Origin of the sequence: Exiguobacterium profundum, assembly GCF_001909285.1 — a bacterium.
Lineage (GTDB): Bacteria > Bacillota > Bacilli > Exiguobacteriales > Exiguobacteriaceae > Exiguobacterium > Exiguobacterium profundum.
This window is the reverse complement of record NZ_MRSV01000001.1, coordinates 1,070,054-1,089,486: the sequence shown is the minus strand read 5'-3', so window position 1 is coordinate 1,089,486 and position 19,433 is coordinate 1,070,054. Positions and strand designations below refer to the sequence as shown.

Genomic DNA, 19,433 nt, shown 5'->3' with positions numbered 1-19,433 from the left:
ATGTAATCCTCCAATAATCTCTATTTATTTTTTAGCAACTCGGCTGCAAACCGTGCAATACGAGTGTCATTCCCTCTTCTGTTGATTCAACGTCGAGCGTGACGTTTGCGGACAACGCTGTAGCTTCGTTCGCCACGGCAAACGTAAGGTCGTCGAAGTGCTTCACCTCATCGGTCGCTTCCGGTGTCGCTACGGCCAAACCTAGTGTCGGTCCACAGCAACCGGCCTCCGTGATGATGCGGACCGATTTTGTCTGCTCCTCCTCTAGCGCTGTTTTTAAGTAATCGATGGCTTCATTCGTGATGTTCATTTCACTTCCTCCTTCAATAGTTGGGATAACGCGGAATATCCGACTGGCAAATGTTCTTGCCAGGCGAGTATCGTCGGACGCCGATAGCTGTTCACACGTTCGAGCCATAGGACTTCATTCGCGACTTTCGCGGTCAATAGTTTGCTCGTGACATCGAGTGGCGTGAACGATTGATTAACGACCCAAGCGAACGGTAGAATCTTAGCCCGATTCAAATCTGCTACGAGTCGTTCAGCTTCATATACCGGCGTCGCTTCAGGCAAGGTCGTGATGATGACGTGCGTTTGTTTCGGATCACGTAATTTCGGCAACAAATCTCGGACTGCTTCCGGGACAACGCCAGTCGAGCGTTCGAGTTCGCGATGATAACTCTCGGTCGCATCTAACAGAAGAAGCGTGTGTCCGGTCGGTGCCGTATCGATGACGACAAAACGGTCTTTCGCTTTCGCCACCTGATTCGCAAAGGCACGGAAAACGGCGATTTCTTCGGTGCACGGCGAACGCAGGTCCTCTTCGAGCATCATACGTTGCTCTTCATTCAGGTCCCCTGCTTCCTTGAACACATCCTGTCGATACCTCTCAATTTCAACTTTCGGGTCAATGGCATCGACCGTGAACGTATCTGCAATGTTTGTCCCAATCGTGAAAGCGACATGAGCTGCCGGATCCGTCGTCGTCAAATGAACAGAGTGCCCTCTTTCATGAAGCGCGACCGCAATCAGCGAAGCAAGTGTCGTCTTCCCGACGCCACCTTTCCCCATCGTCATGATGACACTTGGACCGTCCGCCTCAATCTCATCAACGAGTCGATCAAGTGATCCGTAACGACTCGAGTCATAGCATGCATCTGCGACAGCGACCGTCTCTCCGTTCACAAAGCGCCGAAGTGCAGAGACACCGATCAGATTTTCGTAAGCATATGGAAGTTTGAATGCCTCGAGGTCAGTTATGCCTTCAGGAAGTTCACGGAGTGCTTGTTGCTGACTCTCGATGAGCCGCTTCATGTATCGGTCTGCCCCTTCATCCTGTTGGATAAGACCGTTGACGATGAGCTGCATTCGCTCGATGCCGATGGCGCGAAGTTCGGTCGCGGCACGCTCCGCTTCGATGAGTGTGGATGTTTCGGGACGGGCAACGAGAAGTAGTGTCGTCTCTTTACCATCAGTGAGCGTCTCAACTGCCTTTTTGTACTGCAATTGTTTGTCAGCTAAACCGGCAAGCGGACCAAGGCAAGACGCACCTGTCGTGTTCGTCTCCAAAAATTCATCCCATGCACTCGGCAAGGTGAGTAGGCGCAACGTATGACCGGTCGGTGCCGTGTCAAAGATGACGTGATCGTACGTCTCACGGGCTGACACGGACGTCAACAAGTCCGTAAATTGGTCGAATGCCGCAATCTCAACCGTACAGGCACCGGATAATTGCTCTTCCATCGACTGAATGGCCACGTCCGGCAATACACCTCGATAAGGTCCGACCATGCGCTCCATATATTGTTTTGCCGCTTCTTCGGGATCGAAGTTGGCGATGGCAAGCTTTGTTTCCGGAACGAGGCGCGGCGTCTCATCGAGTTCCATCTCAAACACGTCTTGTAAATTACTGGCCGGGTCGGTCGAAACGAGTAAGACACGCTTGCCACGGTCGGCGAGCGTCAGGGCGAGGCTTGACGCTGTCGATGTCTTCCCGACGCCACCTTTCCCGGTCAAGAACACATAACGGGTCGGTTCAATCGTATGAAAATCAAATGTCTTCATGAGCATATCTCCTTATTTCTTCAGTGAGATGCGAACTTTCGGCTTTTCTCCATCTTTCTTGGCAAATGCGCCAACCGGTAGTCCCGTCAACTCCGCAATTTCTTCATCTGTTAAATAGGCACCCCGTTTTACGATTTTTTTATCAACTACTGTGAGCGGGAGCATCTCGAGCCCGTTTGCAATTTCAGCTTGCACCTTGACATTTTCAACGAATCGATTCGGTTCCGATGCCAGATTATAACGAGCAACATCGAAGCCTCGCTGTTTTAACACGTAGTGAATTGTCGCCACTCGCGTCAGTTCTGGATCGATGGATGGACCACATAATCCTGTTGGACAGCACATTGCCGGTTCAAACACTTCAAGTTTCATCGTTGACTCCTCCTTAAATTGCACATTCGGTGTCACAGTCGCAACTCACATCGATTGTCTCAATCTTGTCGAGCAAATCGACGACAATCCCATAAAAAGGGCTCGTCTCATTCAATCGATAGTGGATCCATTGTTTGTCTCGGCGCTCTAATAACAGTCCAGCCTGACGCAACATCTTCAAATGACGGCTGATTGCCGGCTGTGAGATGTCAAAACAGTCGACGAAACTACACGCACACTGTTCTCCCGCTTCCATCTGTTTCAGCATGGTCAATCGAGTCGGATCACCGAGCACCTTGAGTACTTTGCTTAATTCTTCTGCAGTGTACATTTCCACTTCCCCTTCCTGTATAACCTAATTGTTATATAACGTATCCGTTATGAAATTACCATACTTTTCAACTTCATTCAAAAAACATTTCAAAAAAAATCCGTTATGATGAAACACGTTGTGAAAACACGTAACGTTGGAACATTTCCTTTCATATAATGTGGCATTTGATCTTCGTGAGACTCGAAGATCAAAGTCAAAATATAAAGAGAGGTGTGAACTTCTTGGAAAAAATGAATACAATCAAACAAGACTGGCTCGGTAACGTCCGAGCAGACGTCCTTGCGGGGATTGTTGTCGCTCTCGCCCTCATCCCTGAGGCGATCGCGTTCTCACTCATCGCTGGCGTCAACCCGATGGTCGGGCTCTATGCTTCGTTCATCATCGCCATGGTGATTTCAATCGCAGGCGGTCGCCCTGCGATGATTTCGGCTGCGACCGGTGCGATGGCGCTCGTCATCGTCTCACTCGTCGCCGACCATGGTCTTCAATATTTGCTGGCCGCTGGGATTCTAACGGGTGTCATTCAAATCGTACTCGGTTATCTCGGCATCGCCCGCTTAATGAAGTTCATTCCACGCGCCGTCATGGTTGGCTTTGTCAATGCGCTTGCCATTCTGATTTTTCAAGCGCAACTATCCAACTTTGAAGGGGAAAGCTGGATCATCTGGGCAATCGTCGCCGCGTCACTCGCCATTATCTTCTTATTTCCACGAGTCACAAAAGCCATCCCTGCACCACTTGTCGCCATCGTCGTCATGACGATTTTAGCCATCACACTCGGACTCGATACGAAAAATATCGGAGACATGGGAACAATCTCAGCAACACTCCCGGAATTTTTATTCCCGAACGTCCCGTTGACGTTTGAAACGTTGTTGATCATTCTTCCTTACTCGATTTCCCTCGCATTCGTCGGATTGATCGAGTCGCTCTTGACGGCACAAATCGTTGACGATATGACAGGAACGGACTCAAACAAAAACCGTGAATCGCGCGGACAAGGGATTGCGAACATCATTGCTGGGTTCTTCGGTGGGATGCCAGGATGTGCGATGATTGGGCAATCGGTCATCAATGTCTCATCGGGTGCTCGTGGACGTCTGTCGACACTTACAGCCGGTCTCGCGCTCTTCGTCATGATCATGACAATCAGCGACGTGCTCATGCTGATTCCGGTCGGCGCGCTCGTCGGGGTCATGTTCTTCGTCTCCTATGCGACGTTTGACTGGGGTTCGCTCAAAGCGATGCGTACCGCCCAAAAATCGGATACGGTCGTCATGCTCGTCACCGTACTCGTCACCGTCGTCACACATGATTTGTCACTCGGTGTACTCGCCGGGATTTTGACAGCAGCAATTCTCTTCGCTGCTAAAATCTCAAAAATCGATCTCGAGCGAAAGATCGATGCCGACAAGGCTCATTACATGGTGAACGGTCAGCTCTTCTTCGCCTCGACATCTGAATTCGTCAATCAGTTCGACGTGACAGAGGATGCTGAAGCCGGTATCCAAACAGTCACCATCGACTTTGCGAACACGCATCTTTGGGACGACTCCGCCATCGGGGCAATCGATAAGGTCATCTTCAAATATCGGGAAGTCGGAATTGAACCGGAACTGCTCAACTTGAACAAAGACTCGGAAAAACTGCTCAACACGCTCGCCCTTCACTTGAAGCAACAAGACGCGAACGCAGGGAACTGATTCATCATTTCCCCGTTTCGCCAAATCACCTATACTAAAAGTAGAACGTGCGAAAGAGGAGGAGTTTTTCATGGGAAAGGTATTTTTAGCGGCAGATGGTTCTGCCCACTCGAAACGTGCGCTAGAAAAAGCGATTCAGCTCGCAAAGGCGTCGAATGCATCGATTGATATCGTGCACGTCATCAGTGCGAAGGAATCGAAAGAAGCGGCCCTCAATTCGACAGGGAAAATCGACTTGGAGACGAAGCGAAAGCAGATGCTCAAGCCACTGTTCGATTTGACGGAAGCAGAAGGCATTGCCTACGAATACATCGAACTTCGTGGGGAGCCGGACGTCGAGCTCGTCAAATATGCGAACCATGAACCATACGAATACGTCGTCGTCGGATCACGTGGATTGAACACGTTCCAAGAGTTCGTGCTCGGTAGCGTGAGTCATAAACTGGCCAAACGAGCTCTCGCTCCTGTCATTATAGTGAAATGACGCATCGTCCCCATCTCCGTCGTGAGATGGGGATTTTTTGTGTCACATACAGGGGACATACCCTTCATGTAGAATGTTTTAAAGACAGCTAATTCAAAAGGAGGTTCTCGCGATGGACATCGCAAATGACCCGAATACACTTTTTCTTATCTTACTACCTGTTTTGATTTTGCAACTCATCCTGCTCGTCGTCGCCTTGATTGACTTGTTCAAACGTGACGTGACGAACGGTCCGAAATGGGTATGGCTTCTCGTCATCGTCTTCATCAACATACTAGGCCCAATCGTATACTTCTTATGGGGACGGACTCCGCGATGAAAATCACACATGTAACGAAGCGATTCGGCGCCTTCACGGCGCTCGATGATGTCAGTTTCGAATTACGACCGGGTTGCACGTCCCTCCTTGGAGAAAACGGTGCCGGGAAGACGACGCTTTTGAACTTGCTCGCCCGCGTCACCGAACCGACAAGTGGCGATATGACCGGACACGAACGTATTCGGATCGGCTATTTGCCTCAGCGCCCTGCCCTCTATCCATCGTTGACTCCCGTTGAGACGATTCGGTATGCCGCTGAATTGACGGGGACCAAACACGTCGAGCCGATTCAACTATTGAAACGAGTCGGGCTCGAACCGGTCGACCGGCCGGCAGCGAACTTATCGGGAGGGATGCGACAGCGTCTCGGGATCGCCCAAGCGCTCGTCCATGACCCGGAACTCTTACTGCTCGATGAACCGGTCTCGGCACTCGACCCACGCGGTCGACGAGAAGTACTCGATCTATTGAGTGACTTGAAACGAGAGCGAATGATCCTGTACTCGACGCACGTCCTGCCGGATGCCGAAGAGGCAAGTGACTGGGTGCTCCTGCTTCGACAAGGCAAATTGCTCATGGAAGGAACCGTGACCGACCTGCTCGGTTCGAAGTCGACCATTGAGCTACGTCTCTTTGACGATGGGACGACCGATGCAGACTGGACGCAGTTAGAAGGCGTGACCCGAACAACCAAACGTGGTTCGACGTGGACGTTTGAGTCAACGGACCGGAATCTCGCCGAACGGGCGATTTTGCGGCGCATCCTGGAACGGAATCTCATCATCCAATCACTACACGTCGGGCACCCGTCACTCGAATCTTTATTCTTGGAGGTGAACGCCTGATGCGTACCGCAATCTTTAAACAGGAATGGCGAGAGTCATGGTCGAACAAACGACTCATTTGGATCCCAATCGTGCTCATGCTCCTTGCCTCGATGCAACCGCTCACGCTCTATTTCCTACCAGATATCCTCGCTTCCGGTGGCAATTTACCGGACGGCGCCGTGATTGATCTCCCGACACCGACACCAGAAGAAGTGTTGATTTCAGTCAGTGAACAGCTTCGCCAAATCGGTCTTCTCGTCGTCTTGTTGTCGGCGATGCATACGTTCAGTCATGAGCGGACGAACGGAACGCTCGCTTGGCTCAAGTCGTTACAAATCCCGACGTCTCGCATCGTTATCAGTAAATGGGCACATTACGTCCTATTGACGGTCGGTGGTCTCGTACTCGCCCAATTAGCGGCCGCTTACTATACGGTTATTCTTTTCGAGGCGTTTGATGTAACCGCATTTCTCATATCTACAGCACTTCTTGTCTTTCATTTTGTCGTTCAGCTCTCCATCTTCATTCTCCTCGCTGCGATGATCGAGAGCGGTGTCGTTGCGGTCGTCTTGACGCTCGGTCTTCATTTCGTCATGTCGCTCCTCATCGGCTGGGTCGACCTCGATTGGATGCCATGGATGCTCGGTCCACTATCGAGTCAGATGTTCTTGACAGAAGTGAATCTCGTGTGGCCGATTGTGACCGGAACCGTTGTCGTCATCCTATCCCTGTATATGGCGTCGAAACGACTTCGGTTCATGAGTCATACGGCGTAAACGTCTGACCTTACAAATGATTCATTTGCCACAGCTTCATCTTGGATAAATATGGGTATCTCTTCTGTATGCATACAGAGGAGGTCACATGAATGACATGGAAAAGAAGGGTCGGCATCGGTCTGTTAATCGGTGCAGTGTGGACGAGTCCACAGTTCGCGTCCGCTGAGGGTTCATTCCAACAGACGGAGGATGGCATCGTCTATACATCGAGTGACGGGACGGTGTTGACAGGGTGGCAAGTAATCGAGGGTCATACGTACTATCTGAATGAAGATGGTACCCTCCTCACAGGTTGGCAGGAAATCGAAGGTGCTACATATTATTTTGAGACAGACGGTCGACTCATCACGGGTCCCCATGCGGTCGACGGCACGACATACACATTTGACGAGAACGGGAAGCTACTCACCGGATGGCAAGAACGCGATGGTCTCGTCTATTATTACGACGAAACCGGTCAAGCCGTCACCGGCTTCCAGACAATCGAAGGCAAACGATATTACTTCAACGAGGACGGGGTCCGACTCTCGGGATGGCAACAGTTTGGTGACGCCAAACATTATTTCTTCCCAGACGGCACCATTCGTACAGGCATGTACACGATTGACGGCAAGAAATATTATTTGATGGAGCAAGGAAAGATGGCGACCGGATGGCAGACGATCGGCACACGACGCTATTATTTCGGGACTGACGGGGTACGTCGACAAGGTCTCACCCGAATCGGTGAAAAAGTGTATGGATTTCATCCCTACTATGGGTATCGCCTCGAAGGGTTGCATCGGATTAACAATAGTCACTACCTGTTCGGAAAATACGGCGATCGTAAGTATGGCCTTCAACAGGTAAATGGTGTTATGTACGGCTTCCATCCGACCTATGGCTACCGACTAGAAGGTGTCCACACATTGAATGCACGCGTCTATTCATTCGATCCATATGGACGTCGTGAGTACGGATTTCAAACGGTCGATGGGAAGAAGGTCGGATTCCACCCGACTTACGGATACCGCTTGAAAGGGAAATTCCGATTAGATGGAAAGACGTATCATTTCCATTCGACCGGTGTGCCGGAGAAAGGATGGAAATATACGACCCAGTACGAATATTATGCTCAAACCTTGACGAAAAAGACGGATTGGCAAGCCATCGACGGCAAGTGGTATTACTTTGATACATACGGAAAGATGTATCAAAACCGTCGTGTCGGAAACGCCTCATTCGATGCGCGTGGTGCCTATTCTCAGGCACTGTCCGTCTATAAGATGAGCGTCCCGCTCTATCGTCAGTTCCCGATGGGGTATCCGTCAGGCTGCGAGTTCTTCTCTCTCAAAATGGCACTTGAAGAAAAAGGGCGTGCCGTCAGCGCCTCGACCTTATATAACGAGATGCCAAAGAGTATGTGGAACGCTCGCTATGAGAACCGTCTCTATCGCTGGGTCGACCCGAACGTCATGTTCACAGGAGATCCGAAAGGGACGCTCGGAAAATATAAGAACTATGGGATTTATCCAAAAGGCATGATTGAATTCGCCAGTAAGTATCGTCCGGTGAAAGACTTGTCCAATCAAGGGCTCGGCTCAATCGAACGCGAACTGTCGATGGGCAACCCGGTCATCGTCTGGGCGAGTGTCGACTTCAACAAACCATACGGCTACTTCAACTGGTATACCGCTTCGAACAAGAAGTTCACCGGCTACGTCAACTATCATGTCATGTTGGCAACCGGCTATGACAAGTCAAACTTGTATATCAACGACCCATATCGCGGTCGCTTGGTCATCCCTAAGTCAAAAGTGAGCGCCGTCATGAGCGCGACGGGATGGAAAGCGCTCGCGGTCAGATGAGTAAATAGGAACGTGTCTTTCATCGAAGGACACGTTTTTTTATGTTCGATTAGGAGAAAAGTACGAAATTAAGAAATATAAATTCCTATTTTTATGATTAAATATTGAAATTAAATTTCTGAATGGTACACTCCTGTTAAGAAATTGAAGCGCTTACATGAATCGAAGGAGGAGTTTCTGATGAAAAAGTGGTTGGGTGGTATGGCTGCGTTGACGATTCTCACGACTTCCATCGTCTGGTTGGATGCCGATGCGAAATCTGAACCGAAAAAACCAAAGGTCGAACTCGGGGTCGACCGGTTGATGGAAAACCCGGAAATCTTGAAAGGAAAACGGGTCGGACTAATCACGAATCCGACCGGGATCAACGCGGAGAGAACGAGCATCGTCGACCTATTTGACCAGTCCGATGACTTCGAGTTGACGGCATTGTACGGACCAGAGCATGGCGTTCGGGGAGATGCCCAAGCCGGATCGACGGTCAGTTCCTACATCGATGACGTGACGGGGTTGCCTGTATATAGCCTATATGGTGCCACGAAGAAACCGACTCCTGAGATGCTACAAGATGTCGACGTGCTCGTCTTTGACATCCAAGACGTCGGGACACGCTACTATACGTATATCTATACGATGGCGTATGCGATGGAAGCCGCTGCCGAGAACGGGATTCCGTTTGTCGTCCTCGACCGTCCGAACCCGCAAGGCGGGCTTCGCGTTGACGGTCCGGTGCTCGACCCGGATTACTCCAGTTTCATCGGTCTCTATCCGATTCCACTAAAACATGGGATGACCGTCGGTGAACTCGCGCGACTGTTCAACACCGAGTATCAGATTCAAGCCGACCTTGAAGTCGTAAAAATGAAAGGTTGGAAGCGTTCGATGATGTATGAGGACACGGGACTCCCGTTCGTCATGCCGTCCCCGAACATGCCGACGACCGACACGGTCAATGTTTACCCTGCGACCGGATTGTTTGAAGGAACGAACTTATCCGAGGGGCGCGGGACGACGAAACCGTTTCAGCTGATCGGCGCGCCGTATATAAAAGCGCATGAATATGCGAATGAGCTGAACGGGCTCGACTTGCCAGGTGTCGCTTTCCGGGCTGCCTCGTTCACGCCGACGTTCTCAAAACACGCGGGCAAACTGACGCACGGGGTTGAGGTCTATGTCACTGATCCAGCTCGATTCGAATCGACAAGAACTGGGATTGCGATGATTCAAACGGCTCACAGCATGTATCCGGACGACTTCGAGTTTTTAGCGAATGACTTCATCACGAAATTGACAGGAAACGCCTACGTGAAAGATATGATTCTCGAAGGAGCTCCGCTTGAAGACATCCTGACGAAAATCGAGGACGAGCGGGACGCGTTTCTCCCAATTCGGAAAGAGTATTTAATGTATAAATGAAACGAGGATGGGCTCACGAAGAGTCCATCCTTTTTGTAATGAAAAGGTAAAACCAAAAATCACCCAAACGATATAGAATATAGGGAGTCCCACAAAAGGAGTCGATTCCATTGAAGAAGCATATCTCTCTACTACTCACCATCATTCTGACACTCGGTGTGATCGGGTCGCCCTTCTCTACCGACCGCGTCCAAGCCTATTATGAGACGTCGATCAACACGACCGGTTACGTGACCAACATCAGTCAACTCAACGTTCGGCAGTCGCCTTCTTTGAGTGCGAAACGACTTGCACTCATCCCACGAGACGGTTCGATGCGTGTCCGGACTTCGTTCCAATTGGACGGTGTGCGCTGGTATAAGATTCAATGGGGCAGCGGCTACGCTTACCTGCCCGCCAAGTATGTCCGTTTGTCCACTGCTGAGGTGAAGTTCACGAAACCGACGTACGTCAAGCCGTCGAGCATTTATTTAAAGTCACGTCCGCTCACGACCTCTTCGAACGTCAAGTTCGTCCGGCAGGGTACAGAACTTGAGACCGTGTCATATCGCTATACCGGCACATCACGATGGTACAAGGTGCGCTACGGTTCATACACTGGGTACATCCTCGCCAATCATGTCAGTTTCACGTCGCCCGTCAACGTGTTGACTGAGACAAACAAAGAACGGAAGGCTGCCGGTCTCTCTCTTCTCGCCGCTTCGAGTGAGGCGAACCGTGTCGCCCAAGTCCGTGCCGATGAGATGGCGCGTACGGGTCAATTCTCGCACACGCTCAAGGAGAACGGTACACCCGGGGACACGTTAGACGCTTACGGCGTCTCGTATCGGGGCTGGGGGGAGAACATCTATAAAGGATCGAGCGACCCAGTCCGAGCGGTCGATGCGTGGATGAACAGCAGCGGTCATCGCGCGAATATCTTGAATGCGAATTATACGCACCTCGGGATTGGCAAAGCGACCGATGCCCAAGGGTCGACCATCCATGTTCAAATCTTTTTGACGAAATAACCGCCGAAGGACAGTCACGTCGTGGCTGTCTTTTTTTCGCCAATTAAAAAAGCGGATTCGCATCCGCTCTCGAGCCTTACGCACTTCTTATATCTCATGCTCTTTCACGAGCACACGAAAACGCGGTCGGACGGTCAATTCGATTGACGTCACGGTCCGCTTTCGATCTTCAGCTAGGACGATCAATAACTCTGCGTGGTCTCGCCGGTCTTCTAAAATCTCGACCTTGCTGACGGTGCGGAGCAGTTGATAATATACGAGCTCCCCGTCCCCACCTTTGATATTGATTTCAAACTCGTGATAGCTCGGTGATATTTTAAAGTAGAACGTCTCCCCATGCTTATAAAAAAAACGAAAAATCGACTCATCATAATAGAACGGGAGTGTCGAATCCATTCGTTTCGGTTCGACTGTACAAAACGCAGAAAGCACGATTTCGTCCGGGAACAATGCCCCCTCTTGTTTGTTGAATTGCCATCCTTTCATCCAAATCCCTCATTTCAACACTATAATTATCTGAATAATTAGATTATTGCACATTTCAAGTGTTCCGGACAGGTAAATTCGTGACAATCCTCGAACACCTTTGTTTAGAACGAGAAACATTTCACATGAGAAAGGAGTATCACGATGTCCATTATCTCGCTCGACCATGTCACGAAACGGTTCGGGGATACGATTGCCTTGAACGACCTCACTCTGAAAGTGGAAGAAGGCGAACTCTTCGGGTTGCTCGGACCGAATGGTGCCGGGAAGACGACCGCCATTTCGGTCATGTTGAATCTGTACGAGGCGGACTCCGGTTCGATTCACATTTTTGGAAAAGCGATACCAAAAGACGAACTGGCCATCAAACGCCGCGTCGGGATCGTGCCGCAACACGTCTCCGTCTATGACCAGCTGACCGTCTATGAGAACATCCAATTTTTTGCTTAGCTGTATGGATTCAGTCCGAAAGAAGCGAAACAAAAGACCGAGGCCGCGCTCCACTTCGTCGAACTCGATGCCCATCAAAAGAAACGTCCGCCCGAACTGTCCGGCGGTCTCCTCCGTCGCCTCAATATCGCTTGTGGCATCGTCCATGAACCCGAACTCATTTTCATGGATGAACCGACCGTCGCCATCGACCCGCAGTCGCGAAATACCATTTTAGAGAACATCCGCGAACTGAATCGCCGCGGTGCCACCATCATCTATACATCTCATTACATGGAAGAAGTCGAACTCCTCTGCGACCGAATCGCCATCGTTGATGAAGGAAGGATCATCGCAGAAGGCACGCAGGACGAATTGAAAGACCGTATCATGACACTCGAGACGGCCCGGATCAAAGTCGATGCGCTCACACCAAATTTGCTCGAACGTCTCGATGCACTCAAACACGTTCAAAAAGTAGAGTATGAAGAACCGTATATCGAGGTGTCGTTAGACAAAGACACGCCGCTTGCCCCGCTCCTTGAGACGCTCCATCAAGAACGCGTCCACTTCACCGCCATCACGGTCGACCGCCCTTCCCTCAATACCGTCTTTTTGGCATTGACGGGGAAGACGCTCCGGGAATAGGAGGGACGTCATGTGGACTTTCATCAAATATGATGTGAAACAGCGGCTTCGTGATCGTGCCACTCTCTTTTGGATGCTCATCTTTCCGCTCATCCTCATTTTCGGACTCGGGACGATGCTGTCGGCCGTCTTCAGTGACACGTTCAAACTTCCGGTCACGAACATCGCCTACGTCGAATCGTCGACCGACCAGTATCGAGCACCGCTCGAGGCTTTTTTAAATGAGGAAGACATTCAAGCCTTCATCCGACTTGTCCCATACGTTGACCTCCAATCTGCCGAACAAGGTGTGAACGATGGCGATGCCGATGTCATCTTGCAACTCGATGGACCTGACATCACACTCTTCTATGAGGAACCGACGACGGTCGAGTTCGACGTCCTCGATGCCATCCTCGGTCAGTATACAGCCGTCGCCAATCAACAGATTACGCTCGCGGAAGCAGGCGTGTCGGCCCCATATGTGAATGAGGCTTGGCTCGATACGGAAAGTGTCGACTTGGCAGGACGTACCCCGACCTCGCTCGAGTATTTCACCGTCACGATTTCAATCATGACAGCATTGTTCGGGTCGTTTTATATCACATCGATGGCACGAGAAGAGCAACCGAATACAGGCAGTTACTTACGCATCCAAGCGGCCCCAGTCCGAACGGTTCAATATCGACTTGCGCGGACGTTCAGTCGCTACGTCATCATCTTGTTGCAGCTCATCCTCTTGTTTTGGTTCAGCCATTTCGTCTATCGCACATTCGACTTGGCGAACGTACAGTTCGGCTATCTGATTCTGTCTTGGCTCGCCTTGACCGCGTACGGGGTCGCCATCGGATTTCTGATTGTCAACTTGCCGAAGTTGAGCGCGACGACAAAGGATGCGATCGTCAACGGCTTCGTCGCCATCCTCATGATCTTATCCGGTGGCTATGTCCCCGGTTTTGACCAAGTGACGCTGAACTATGCGCCGTGGGCTGCCTACGTGTTCATGCCGATTTTCATGCGGGACGGGATGCTAGCCGTCCTCCTACGTGAAGGTGACATGAATCTGTATTGGCAAAGTCTCGGATTGCTCGGGATTCATCTCCTCATCTTGATTGCATTCAGCTACATTCTCTCGAAAGGGGTGAAGCGTCATGGTTCTCATTAGACATGTGGCCAAACGGATGCTTCGAAAGAAAGGGCTGTGGGTGTTCACCTTCGTGTCGATGTTCGGTTTCGCGCTCATCCTCTCCTTCGTCGGTGGAACGTCCAGTTTGAACGCATCCATCGGGATTGTCGACCGGGACGGTGGACTTCTCGCCGAACGCCTCATTGACGAGGCCGAACGGTTTGGTCGGGTCACGTTACTCGAGTCGAACACGGATGATGTCTTGTTAGAAGGAGAAGATATCGTCCTCATCATTCCTGATGACTTCACGAAACAGGCGTTCACAGGAGAGATGCCTCGCCCTTCCTTCTCTGCAATCGCCGGGAGTGATGCCTCGTTGATCGAGCAGGCACTGAACGGTCATCTGTCCCGCGAACGCCAACTGCTCGAAGCGAGCGGCTACGATAAAGCGACGTTCGAACAGCTTGCGTCAAAAGAGACGTCGAACGGTTACACACTTTCAAGTGAACCGTTCCAGGAAAGTGTCGCCACGACCGCCCGAACACAGGCCTTCTTCGGTCTGTTGTCGTTCATCATGATGTCGACCTTTCTCCAGTTCATTCCTATGTTTGTCGCGGATGATCGGGACGAGAAGATCTATGCGCGGTTGTTCGCCTCACCGGTGACACCAAGGCGTTACTTCGCCTCCCTGCTACTAGCCTTTTATCTCGTCGGCTTCATCTACGTGATGCTGTTGATTGGCGTGAGCCTCGCTTTATACGGTCAGGATGTATGGACACATCTCCCGACCGTGTTCGCCTTGTTTTCTTCCTATCTGCTCGTCTGTCTAGCCCTCGGTGGCCTCATCGCCGTGTTTGCGACGAATCGGGAGAAGGCGAACATCTTTCAAATCTCGGTCACGATGGCATCCGCCATCACCGGCGGGGCGTTCATCAGCCTGCTCTGGTTGCCGGATTCATTGAAACTTGTCGGTCGTTTCCTGCCGACCTATTGGTTGAATAACGGTGTCATCACGATGTATGAGGGACAATTCCCGTATCTCTCCATCCTTGTCATGATTGGCATGACCGGAGTCGTCTTCCTCCTCACCATCCTCGTGTTGAAGAAACGACCCCTGACCGTCTAATACAAAAGCGAGTCCCCCATATTCAGGAGGACTCGCTTTTTATTGTTGAAGTGTCGGTACGACTTTTTCAAAGAAGACGTCGACGAGAGATGGGTCAAACTGTTTGCCCGCCTCTTGTGAGATGATGGCGAGTGCCTCGTCAATCGTCTTCGCCTGTCGATACGGTCGCCCCGTCACCATGACATCGAACGTATCCGCAATTGCGATGATTCGTGAAGCAAGAGGGATCTCAAAATCTTGTAGCCCTTTCGGATAGCCTTTCCCGTCCCATCGTTCATGGTGCGCCAAGACAATTTCCGATAAGGCGACATATTCGGGTACGGTACTTAAAATATTGTAACTGATTTCCGGGTGGCGTTTGATTTCATACCATTCCGATTCGGTCAGCGCGCCCGGTTTATCCAAAATATCGTTGCTGATTGCCACTTTTCCTATGTCATGGAGAATAGCGGCCGTTCGAATCTCATTCACTTCGGCATTCGTGAAGCCCATCGCTTCTGCCAGTTGCCCCGCTAAATTGGCGACTCGTTGAGAATGCGCTTCTTCTCGTGGAATCTTCTCATACAGCGTGCGCATGATGATTTGAATGGAATGGTGGCGTCGACTCTGCTTTTCAGAAACCTTGTGGTGATACATCCGATCTTCCGCTAAATTGAACACCTCGGTCAATTCGACATTCGAGTCATGTTTGACCGCTTCACCGAATGATGCGGAAATCGGTAATCCTTCAACCGTCTGCTCGTGGAAGAGACGACCGAGACGATCCGACAGCTGTTTCGCCTCATCGAGCGTCGTATTCGGAGAGATCACGACGAACTCATCGCCTCCGACTCGTGCCACTTCATCTTTCGCGCGCAATTCATTTCGCAAAATATTCGCCGCTTCGACGAGCAGCTGGTCTCCGACCAAGTGTCCGAACGCATCGTTCGTGAGCTTCAACCCGTTGATATCGATGACGATGAGTGTGAGCGGATAAAAGTGGTCATCATCATAGCGCTCCAACGCCTCTTCAAAGTAACGCCGGTTTTTAATGCCCGTCAATTGATCGTGGTAACTGAGATACTCAATCTCTTTCTCATATGTTTTCTTCTCCGTGACATCTCCGATATAACCGTGCCACAACACGTGACCATCCGCTATCTTTTCCGGACGGGATGATCCTAAAATCCAGACGGTTCGTCCGTCCTCGGTCAAGACGCGAAACTCAGCATCCCAAATCGTCAAGTTGCGATAGGACTCATCAATCGACTGCATGACAAGCGGATAATCATCCGGGTGCATCCGTCGGAAGACAAGACTCGCGTCCGTCTGTACCTCTTCTGCCGAAATCCCCAGCATATCTTCAAAGCCTCGGCTAAAGAATGGGAAGTTGAAACTTCCATCAGGCAATAATTCGAATTGATAGATGGCACCCGGGATTTGATCGGACAATTTCGTCAAAAGCCGATCTCGGTCTGCCAACTTTTCTTCTAACTGAACTCGGTCCGTCACGTCTTTCGCGACCGCATAAATATAATTCCCTTGAAGTTTGCAATGCCACTCGATCGATCGATACGTATCGTCGATCGTCCGGAAACGGTTGATGAAGCGGAACAACTCACCACGTTCCTCAAGTTCCATAAACGCCGCTTCCGTGATGGTATCATCATCCGGGTGAACTAGACTAAGAAAGTCGATATTCTCCAGCTCATCAAGTGAAAACCCTAAAATTCGTTCCCATGCATCGTTCAAATGGAGCACTTGTCGTGTGTTGAAGGCCATGATGCACTCCAAGTCGAGGGTCGCGAATCCACCAAACATCGATTTTTTCTTCTCTCCGATTTGATGATCGGCTTTCGTCAATTGCTCAAGGACGTGGACGAGATATAACTCTACGAGCCCTAGCCGATTGGCGACCTTCCCTTTTTCCATCACAATCGTCAAGTCTCCGTATAAAATACCGTCTTTCTCGATTTTGAAGAGAACGACTTCTCCAAGCGAGAAAATTCGAAGTAGATTTTTGACGAGACGTGTTGGAAGCGCACCATCAATAAGTGGACCAATCCCATCAAAGACACGAGGATTTGATTGTTTGAACAGGTCGCGTCGTTGGTCCGTCATTGGCCACTTCTTCCCGACTGGATGAAATCCAAGGATGTCGAGGCTTCTCTCTAACATTTCATCGATTCCTGATAATGCCACTGTCGTATACGATTCGCCATCCGCATCCATCAAATTGAGAGCGACCGCCTTCGCTCCGGTGAAGTCACGGATTTGGTCAAGAAATTGTTGATTCATTAACAAGTCACTACCCGTCGAGACGAAGCGATGCGATACGTTGACGAGCTGTTTTAACGCATTGTTCTCTTGGACGTGTGGCGTGATGTCGTGAAACATGACGGACACAAACCCCGTTCGTTGACTAAACACGGACATCTCGAACCAACATTTATTACGGCGAGAATAGTGTTCAAACGTTACCGTGCCGCCATCACTGACGACGTGTGCCACTTGAATCATCCATTCCCGCTCACTATATTCAAAGTCTTTTAGGGCGCTTGACACTTTTTTTCCGATGAAGTGTTTTCGCTTCCCTTTCATGATTTTCTCAAAGGCAGGATTCACTTCAAAGAATTCATAGTCAATCGGCTCCGAAGCGTCGTCGTAAATCACTTTAAACTCGACGTAGCCTTGGGGCATATAACGCAACAATGTATCGTATGAAGAATGAATGGGGTTTGTCACGTCACTTCCTCCTCAGCAAATAAAATCTCTACCTATTCTACCTCATTTGTGATAGATTCCCTATTTTTTCCGAAGTCATTCCCATCTTTTCATTTAAAGTTTTCGTAAACTGCATGCTCTTTCCTTGTCCCGGTTCCTATCTTTTGTTAAACTGATTTCGAAAATCGATATCGGATTTCGATATTAAGGAGATGACACGTATGGAAGACCGCGTCTTGCGGAAACTGTTTCTCGGATTCATCCACATCCATATTTTGCACCACGCCGCGGAACACCCCGTGTACGGAGCATGGATGGTCGATGAGCTTCGGGAGCACGGGTACGAAATCAGCGCCGGGACGCTCTATCCGATCTTGCACGGGATGGAGAAAGACGGGCTCTTGATTCGTGAAAACGAGACGGTCGATGGACACGTTCGCAAAAACTAAATGACGACCGAAAAAGGACTTTCTGTGTTGGCGGAAGCCCGTCAAAAGGCATACGAGTTATTCAAAGAAATTAAGGAGTGAAGATATGACGACACAACGTGTGACGTTCAAGACGTTACTAGAGATTTTATTCGTTTCAACGAGGCTCGGTCTCACCTCATTCGGTGGTCCGGTCGCCCACCTCGGTTACTTCCACGAGGAATATGTGAGACGACGCAAATGGATGGATGAGAAAGCTTACGCCGACCTCGTCGCCTTATGCCAATTCTTGCCCGGACCGGCGAGTTCACAGGTCGGGATCGGGATCGGGATTGTCCGCGGTGGCATATTAGGTGGGATCACCTCATTCATCGGCTTCACAACGCCGTCGGTCGTTGCCCTCATCCTATTCGCTTTATTGTTATCCGGACTCGACGTCTCCGATGCAGGCTGGTTATACGGCTTGAAAGTCGTCGCCGTCGCTATCGTCGCCCATGCCATCTTAGGGATGGCGAGTAAATTGACACCTGATACAAAGACACGAACGATTGCCTTTTTTGCCTTGGCAGGCGTCCTACTCTGGCAAACGACGTTCAGTCAGGTATTATTCATTCTCCTCGCGGCCCTCGCAGGATTCCTGATGTTCAAGCCGGACCGCCTCGATACGAAATCGAGTGCGTTCCCGATTTCGAAACGTCTCGGGGCCGTTCTGCTGTCGATTTTTGGGGCACTTCTCGTCATCTTACCGATTTTACGGGAGACGTTTGAGAATCAGGCGATTGCCTTGTTCGATAGCTTTTACCGGGCCGGTGCCCTCGTCTTCGGCGGCGGACATGTGGTCTTGCCACTACTAGAACGAGAACTTGTACCAGCTGGTTTCTTGAGTGAAGAAGCCTTCCTTGCAGGATACGGTGCCGCTCAGGCCGTTCCTGGTCCGCTTTTCACGTTCGCTTCTTATCTTGGAACGGTGATTAACGGTGTGCCGGGTGGTATCCTTGCGACGGTCGCGATTTTCTTGCCGGCCTTCTTGCTCATCCTCGGGGCACTTCCGTTTTGGGACGCGCTCCGTCACAACCCGAAAGTCGCCGGCGCCCTCATCGGTGTCAACGCGGCAGTGGTCGGAATTTTGATTGCGGCATTCTACAGCCCGATCTTCACGAGTACCGTCAACGATGCGGTCGACTTCGTGTTCGCTGCCTTCCTGTTCGTGATGATTGCTTATTGGAAGTTACCACCGTGGTCACTCGTCATCGCCGGGGTACTCGGTGGGACGTTGATTAATCTGATGTAAAGTGCAAGGGACCTCGTGTCCCTTTTTTTATTGGATTTTTACGTCATTTGATTGTTAATCTT

Annotated in this window: 17 protein-coding genes and 2 pseudogenes; 13 read left to right on the top strand and 6 right to left on the bottom strand. The window is 50.5% G+C overall.

Annotated features, from left to right (window positions below):
- Positions 1 to 31: 31 nt before the first annotated feature.
- From BBB58_RS05690 to BBB58_RS05675, 4 genes are read right to left on the bottom strand one after another with little or no spacing between them, the layout of a single operon-like run.
- On the bottom strand, positions 32 to 310 hold the full coding sequence (locus BBB58_RS05690; protein ID WP_074036072.1) for a Fe-S cluster assembly protein HesB: 279 nt from the start codon (positions 308 to 310) through the stop codon (positions 32 to 34).
- Positions 307 to 2,064 carry an arsenical pump-driving ATPase gene (gene arsA / locus BBB58_RS05685; RefSeq protein WP_074036070.1) on the bottom strand — a complete coding sequence of 586 codons (1,758 nt, stop codon included), beginning with the start codon at positions 2,062 to 2,064 and terminating at the stop codon, positions 307 to 309. Before arsA ends, BBB58_RS05690 begins: the two co-directional genes overlap by 4 nt.
- A 12-nt stretch (positions 2,065 to 2,076) precedes the next feature.
- Positions 2,077 to 2,436, bottom strand: a complete 360-nt coding sequence (gene arsD / locus BBB58_RS05680) for an arsenite efflux transporter metallochaperone ArsD (RefSeq protein WP_074036068.1) — start codon at positions 2,434 to 2,436, stop codon at positions 2,077 to 2,079.
- 13 nt (positions 2,437 to 2,449) lie between these two features.
- Positions 2,450 to 2,767 carry an ArsR/SmtB family transcription factor gene (locus BBB58_RS05675; protein WP_012727076.1) on the bottom strand — a complete coding sequence of 106 codons (318 nt, stop codon included), beginning with the start codon at positions 2,765 to 2,767 and terminating at the stop codon, positions 2,450 to 2,452.
- A 233-nt stretch (positions 2,768 to 3,000) separates the two neighbouring features.
- On the opposite strand from BBB58_RS05675, the gene BBB58_RS05670 reads away from it, so the two are divergent.
- The 8 genes from BBB58_RS05670 to BBB58_RS05635 all read left to right on the top strand — a co-directional run bounded on the left by BBB58_RS05670 (position 3,001) and on the right by BBB58_RS05635 (position 11,155).
- Positions 3,001 to 4,473: a SulP family inorganic anion transporter gene (locus BBB58_RS05670; RefSeq protein WP_074037888.1), complete on the top strand. Its 1,473-nt coding sequence runs from the start codon at positions 3,001 to 3,003 to the stop codon at positions 4,471 to 4,473.
- Between the two features lie 70 nt (positions 4,474 to 4,543).
- Positions 4,544 to 4,957 carry a universal stress protein gene (locus BBB58_RS05665; protein WP_047794988.1) on the top strand — a complete coding sequence of 138 codons (414 nt, stop codon included), beginning with the start codon at positions 4,544 to 4,546 and terminating at the stop codon, positions 4,955 to 4,957.
- A gap of 112 nt (positions 4,958 to 5,069) precedes the next feature.
- Positions 5,070 to 5,276 (top strand): PLD nuclease N-terminal domain-containing protein, encoded by a 207-nt coding sequence (locus BBB58_RS05660; RefSeq protein ID WP_074036067.1) that lies wholly within the window; start codon positions 5,070 to 5,072, stop codon positions 5,274 to 5,276.
- On the top strand, positions 5,273 to 6,121 hold the full coding sequence (locus tag BBB58_RS05655; protein WP_074036066.1) for an ABC transporter ATP-binding protein: 849 nt from the start codon (positions 5,273 to 5,275) through the stop codon (positions 6,119 to 6,121). The genes BBB58_RS05660 and BBB58_RS05655 overlap by 4 nt, the downstream gene beginning before the upstream one ends.
- Positions 6,121 to 6,879 carry an ABC transporter permease gene (locus BBB58_RS05650; RefSeq protein WP_074036065.1) on the top strand — a complete coding sequence of 253 codons (759 nt, stop codon included), beginning with the start codon at positions 6,121 to 6,123 and terminating at the stop codon, positions 6,877 to 6,879. The genes BBB58_RS05655 and BBB58_RS05650 overlap by 1 nt, the downstream gene beginning before the upstream one ends.
- A 92-nt stretch (positions 6,880 to 6,971) precedes the next feature.
- On the top strand, positions 6,972 to 8,729 hold the full coding sequence (locus BBB58_RS05645) for a C39 family peptidase (RefSeq protein WP_074036064.1): 1,758 nt from the start codon (positions 6,972 to 6,974) through the stop codon (positions 8,727 to 8,729).
- A gap of 201 nt (positions 8,730 to 8,930) precedes the next feature.
- Positions 8,931 to 10,145, top strand: coding sequence for an exo-beta-N-acetylmuramidase NamZ family protein (locus tag BBB58_RS05640; protein WP_244150777.1), 1,215 nt, complete (start codon positions 8,931 to 8,933; stop codon positions 10,143 to 10,145).
- 110 nt (positions 10,146 to 10,255) lie between these two features.
- Complete coding sequence (locus BBB58_RS05635; RefSeq protein ID WP_074036061.1) at positions 10,256 to 11,155, top strand: CAP domain-containing protein; 900 nt, start codon at positions 10,256 to 10,258, stop codon at positions 11,153 to 11,155.
- Positions 11,156 to 11,242: 87 nt separating this feature from the next.
- Here the strand turns inward: BBB58_RS05635 and BBB58_RS05630 are convergent, their stop codons facing one another.
- Positions 11,243 to 11,641 (bottom strand): hypothetical protein, encoded by a 399-nt coding sequence (locus tag BBB58_RS05630; protein WP_074036059.1) that lies wholly within the window; start codon positions 11,639 to 11,641, stop codon positions 11,243 to 11,245.
- Between the two features lie 144 nt (positions 11,642 to 11,785).
- On the opposite strand from BBB58_RS05630, the pseudogene BBB58_RS15570 reads away from it, so the two are divergent.
- From BBB58_RS15570 to BBB58_RS05615, 3 genes and pseudogenes are all read left to right on the top strand, one after another.
- Positions 11,786 to 12,718: pseudogene (locus BBB58_RS15570) on the top strand (ABC transporter ATP-binding protein).
- A gap of 10 nt (positions 12,719 to 12,728) precedes the next feature.
- Positions 12,729 to 13,862, top strand: a complete 1,134-nt coding sequence (locus tag BBB58_RS05620; protein ID WP_074036057.1) for an ABC transporter permease — start codon at positions 12,729 to 12,731, stop codon at positions 13,860 to 13,862.
- The gene (locus BBB58_RS05615) at positions 13,849 to 14,949 is read left to right on the top strand and encodes an ABC transporter permease (RefSeq protein ID WP_074036055.1); all 1,101 of its coding nucleotides are present in this window, start codon (positions 13,849 to 13,851) and stop codon (positions 14,947 to 14,949) included. The genes BBB58_RS05620 and BBB58_RS05615 overlap by 14 nt, the downstream gene beginning before the upstream one ends.
- 39 nt (positions 14,950 to 14,988) lie before the next feature.
- On the opposite strand, the gene BBB58_RS05610 is transcribed toward BBB58_RS05615, so the two are convergent.
- Positions 14,989 to 17,673 carry an HD domain-containing phosphohydrolase gene (locus tag BBB58_RS05610; protein WP_084543046.1) on the bottom strand — a complete coding sequence of 895 codons (2,685 nt, stop codon included), beginning with the start codon at positions 17,671 to 17,673 and terminating at the stop codon, positions 14,989 to 14,991.
- Between the two features lie 200 nt (positions 17,674 to 17,873).
- On the opposite strand from BBB58_RS05610, the pseudogene BBB58_RS05605 reads away from it, so the two are divergent.
- Positions 17,874 to 18,182, top strand: a pseudogene (locus tag BBB58_RS05605) (PadR family transcriptional regulator).
- A gap of 4 nt (positions 18,183 to 18,186) precedes the next feature.
- Complete coding sequence (gene chrA, locus BBB58_RS05600) at positions 18,187 to 19,371, top strand: chromate efflux transporter (RefSeq protein WP_074036054.1); 1,185 nt, start codon at positions 18,187 to 18,189, stop codon at positions 19,369 to 19,371.
- The last annotated feature ends 62 nt before the right edge of the window (positions 19,372 to 19,433 follow it).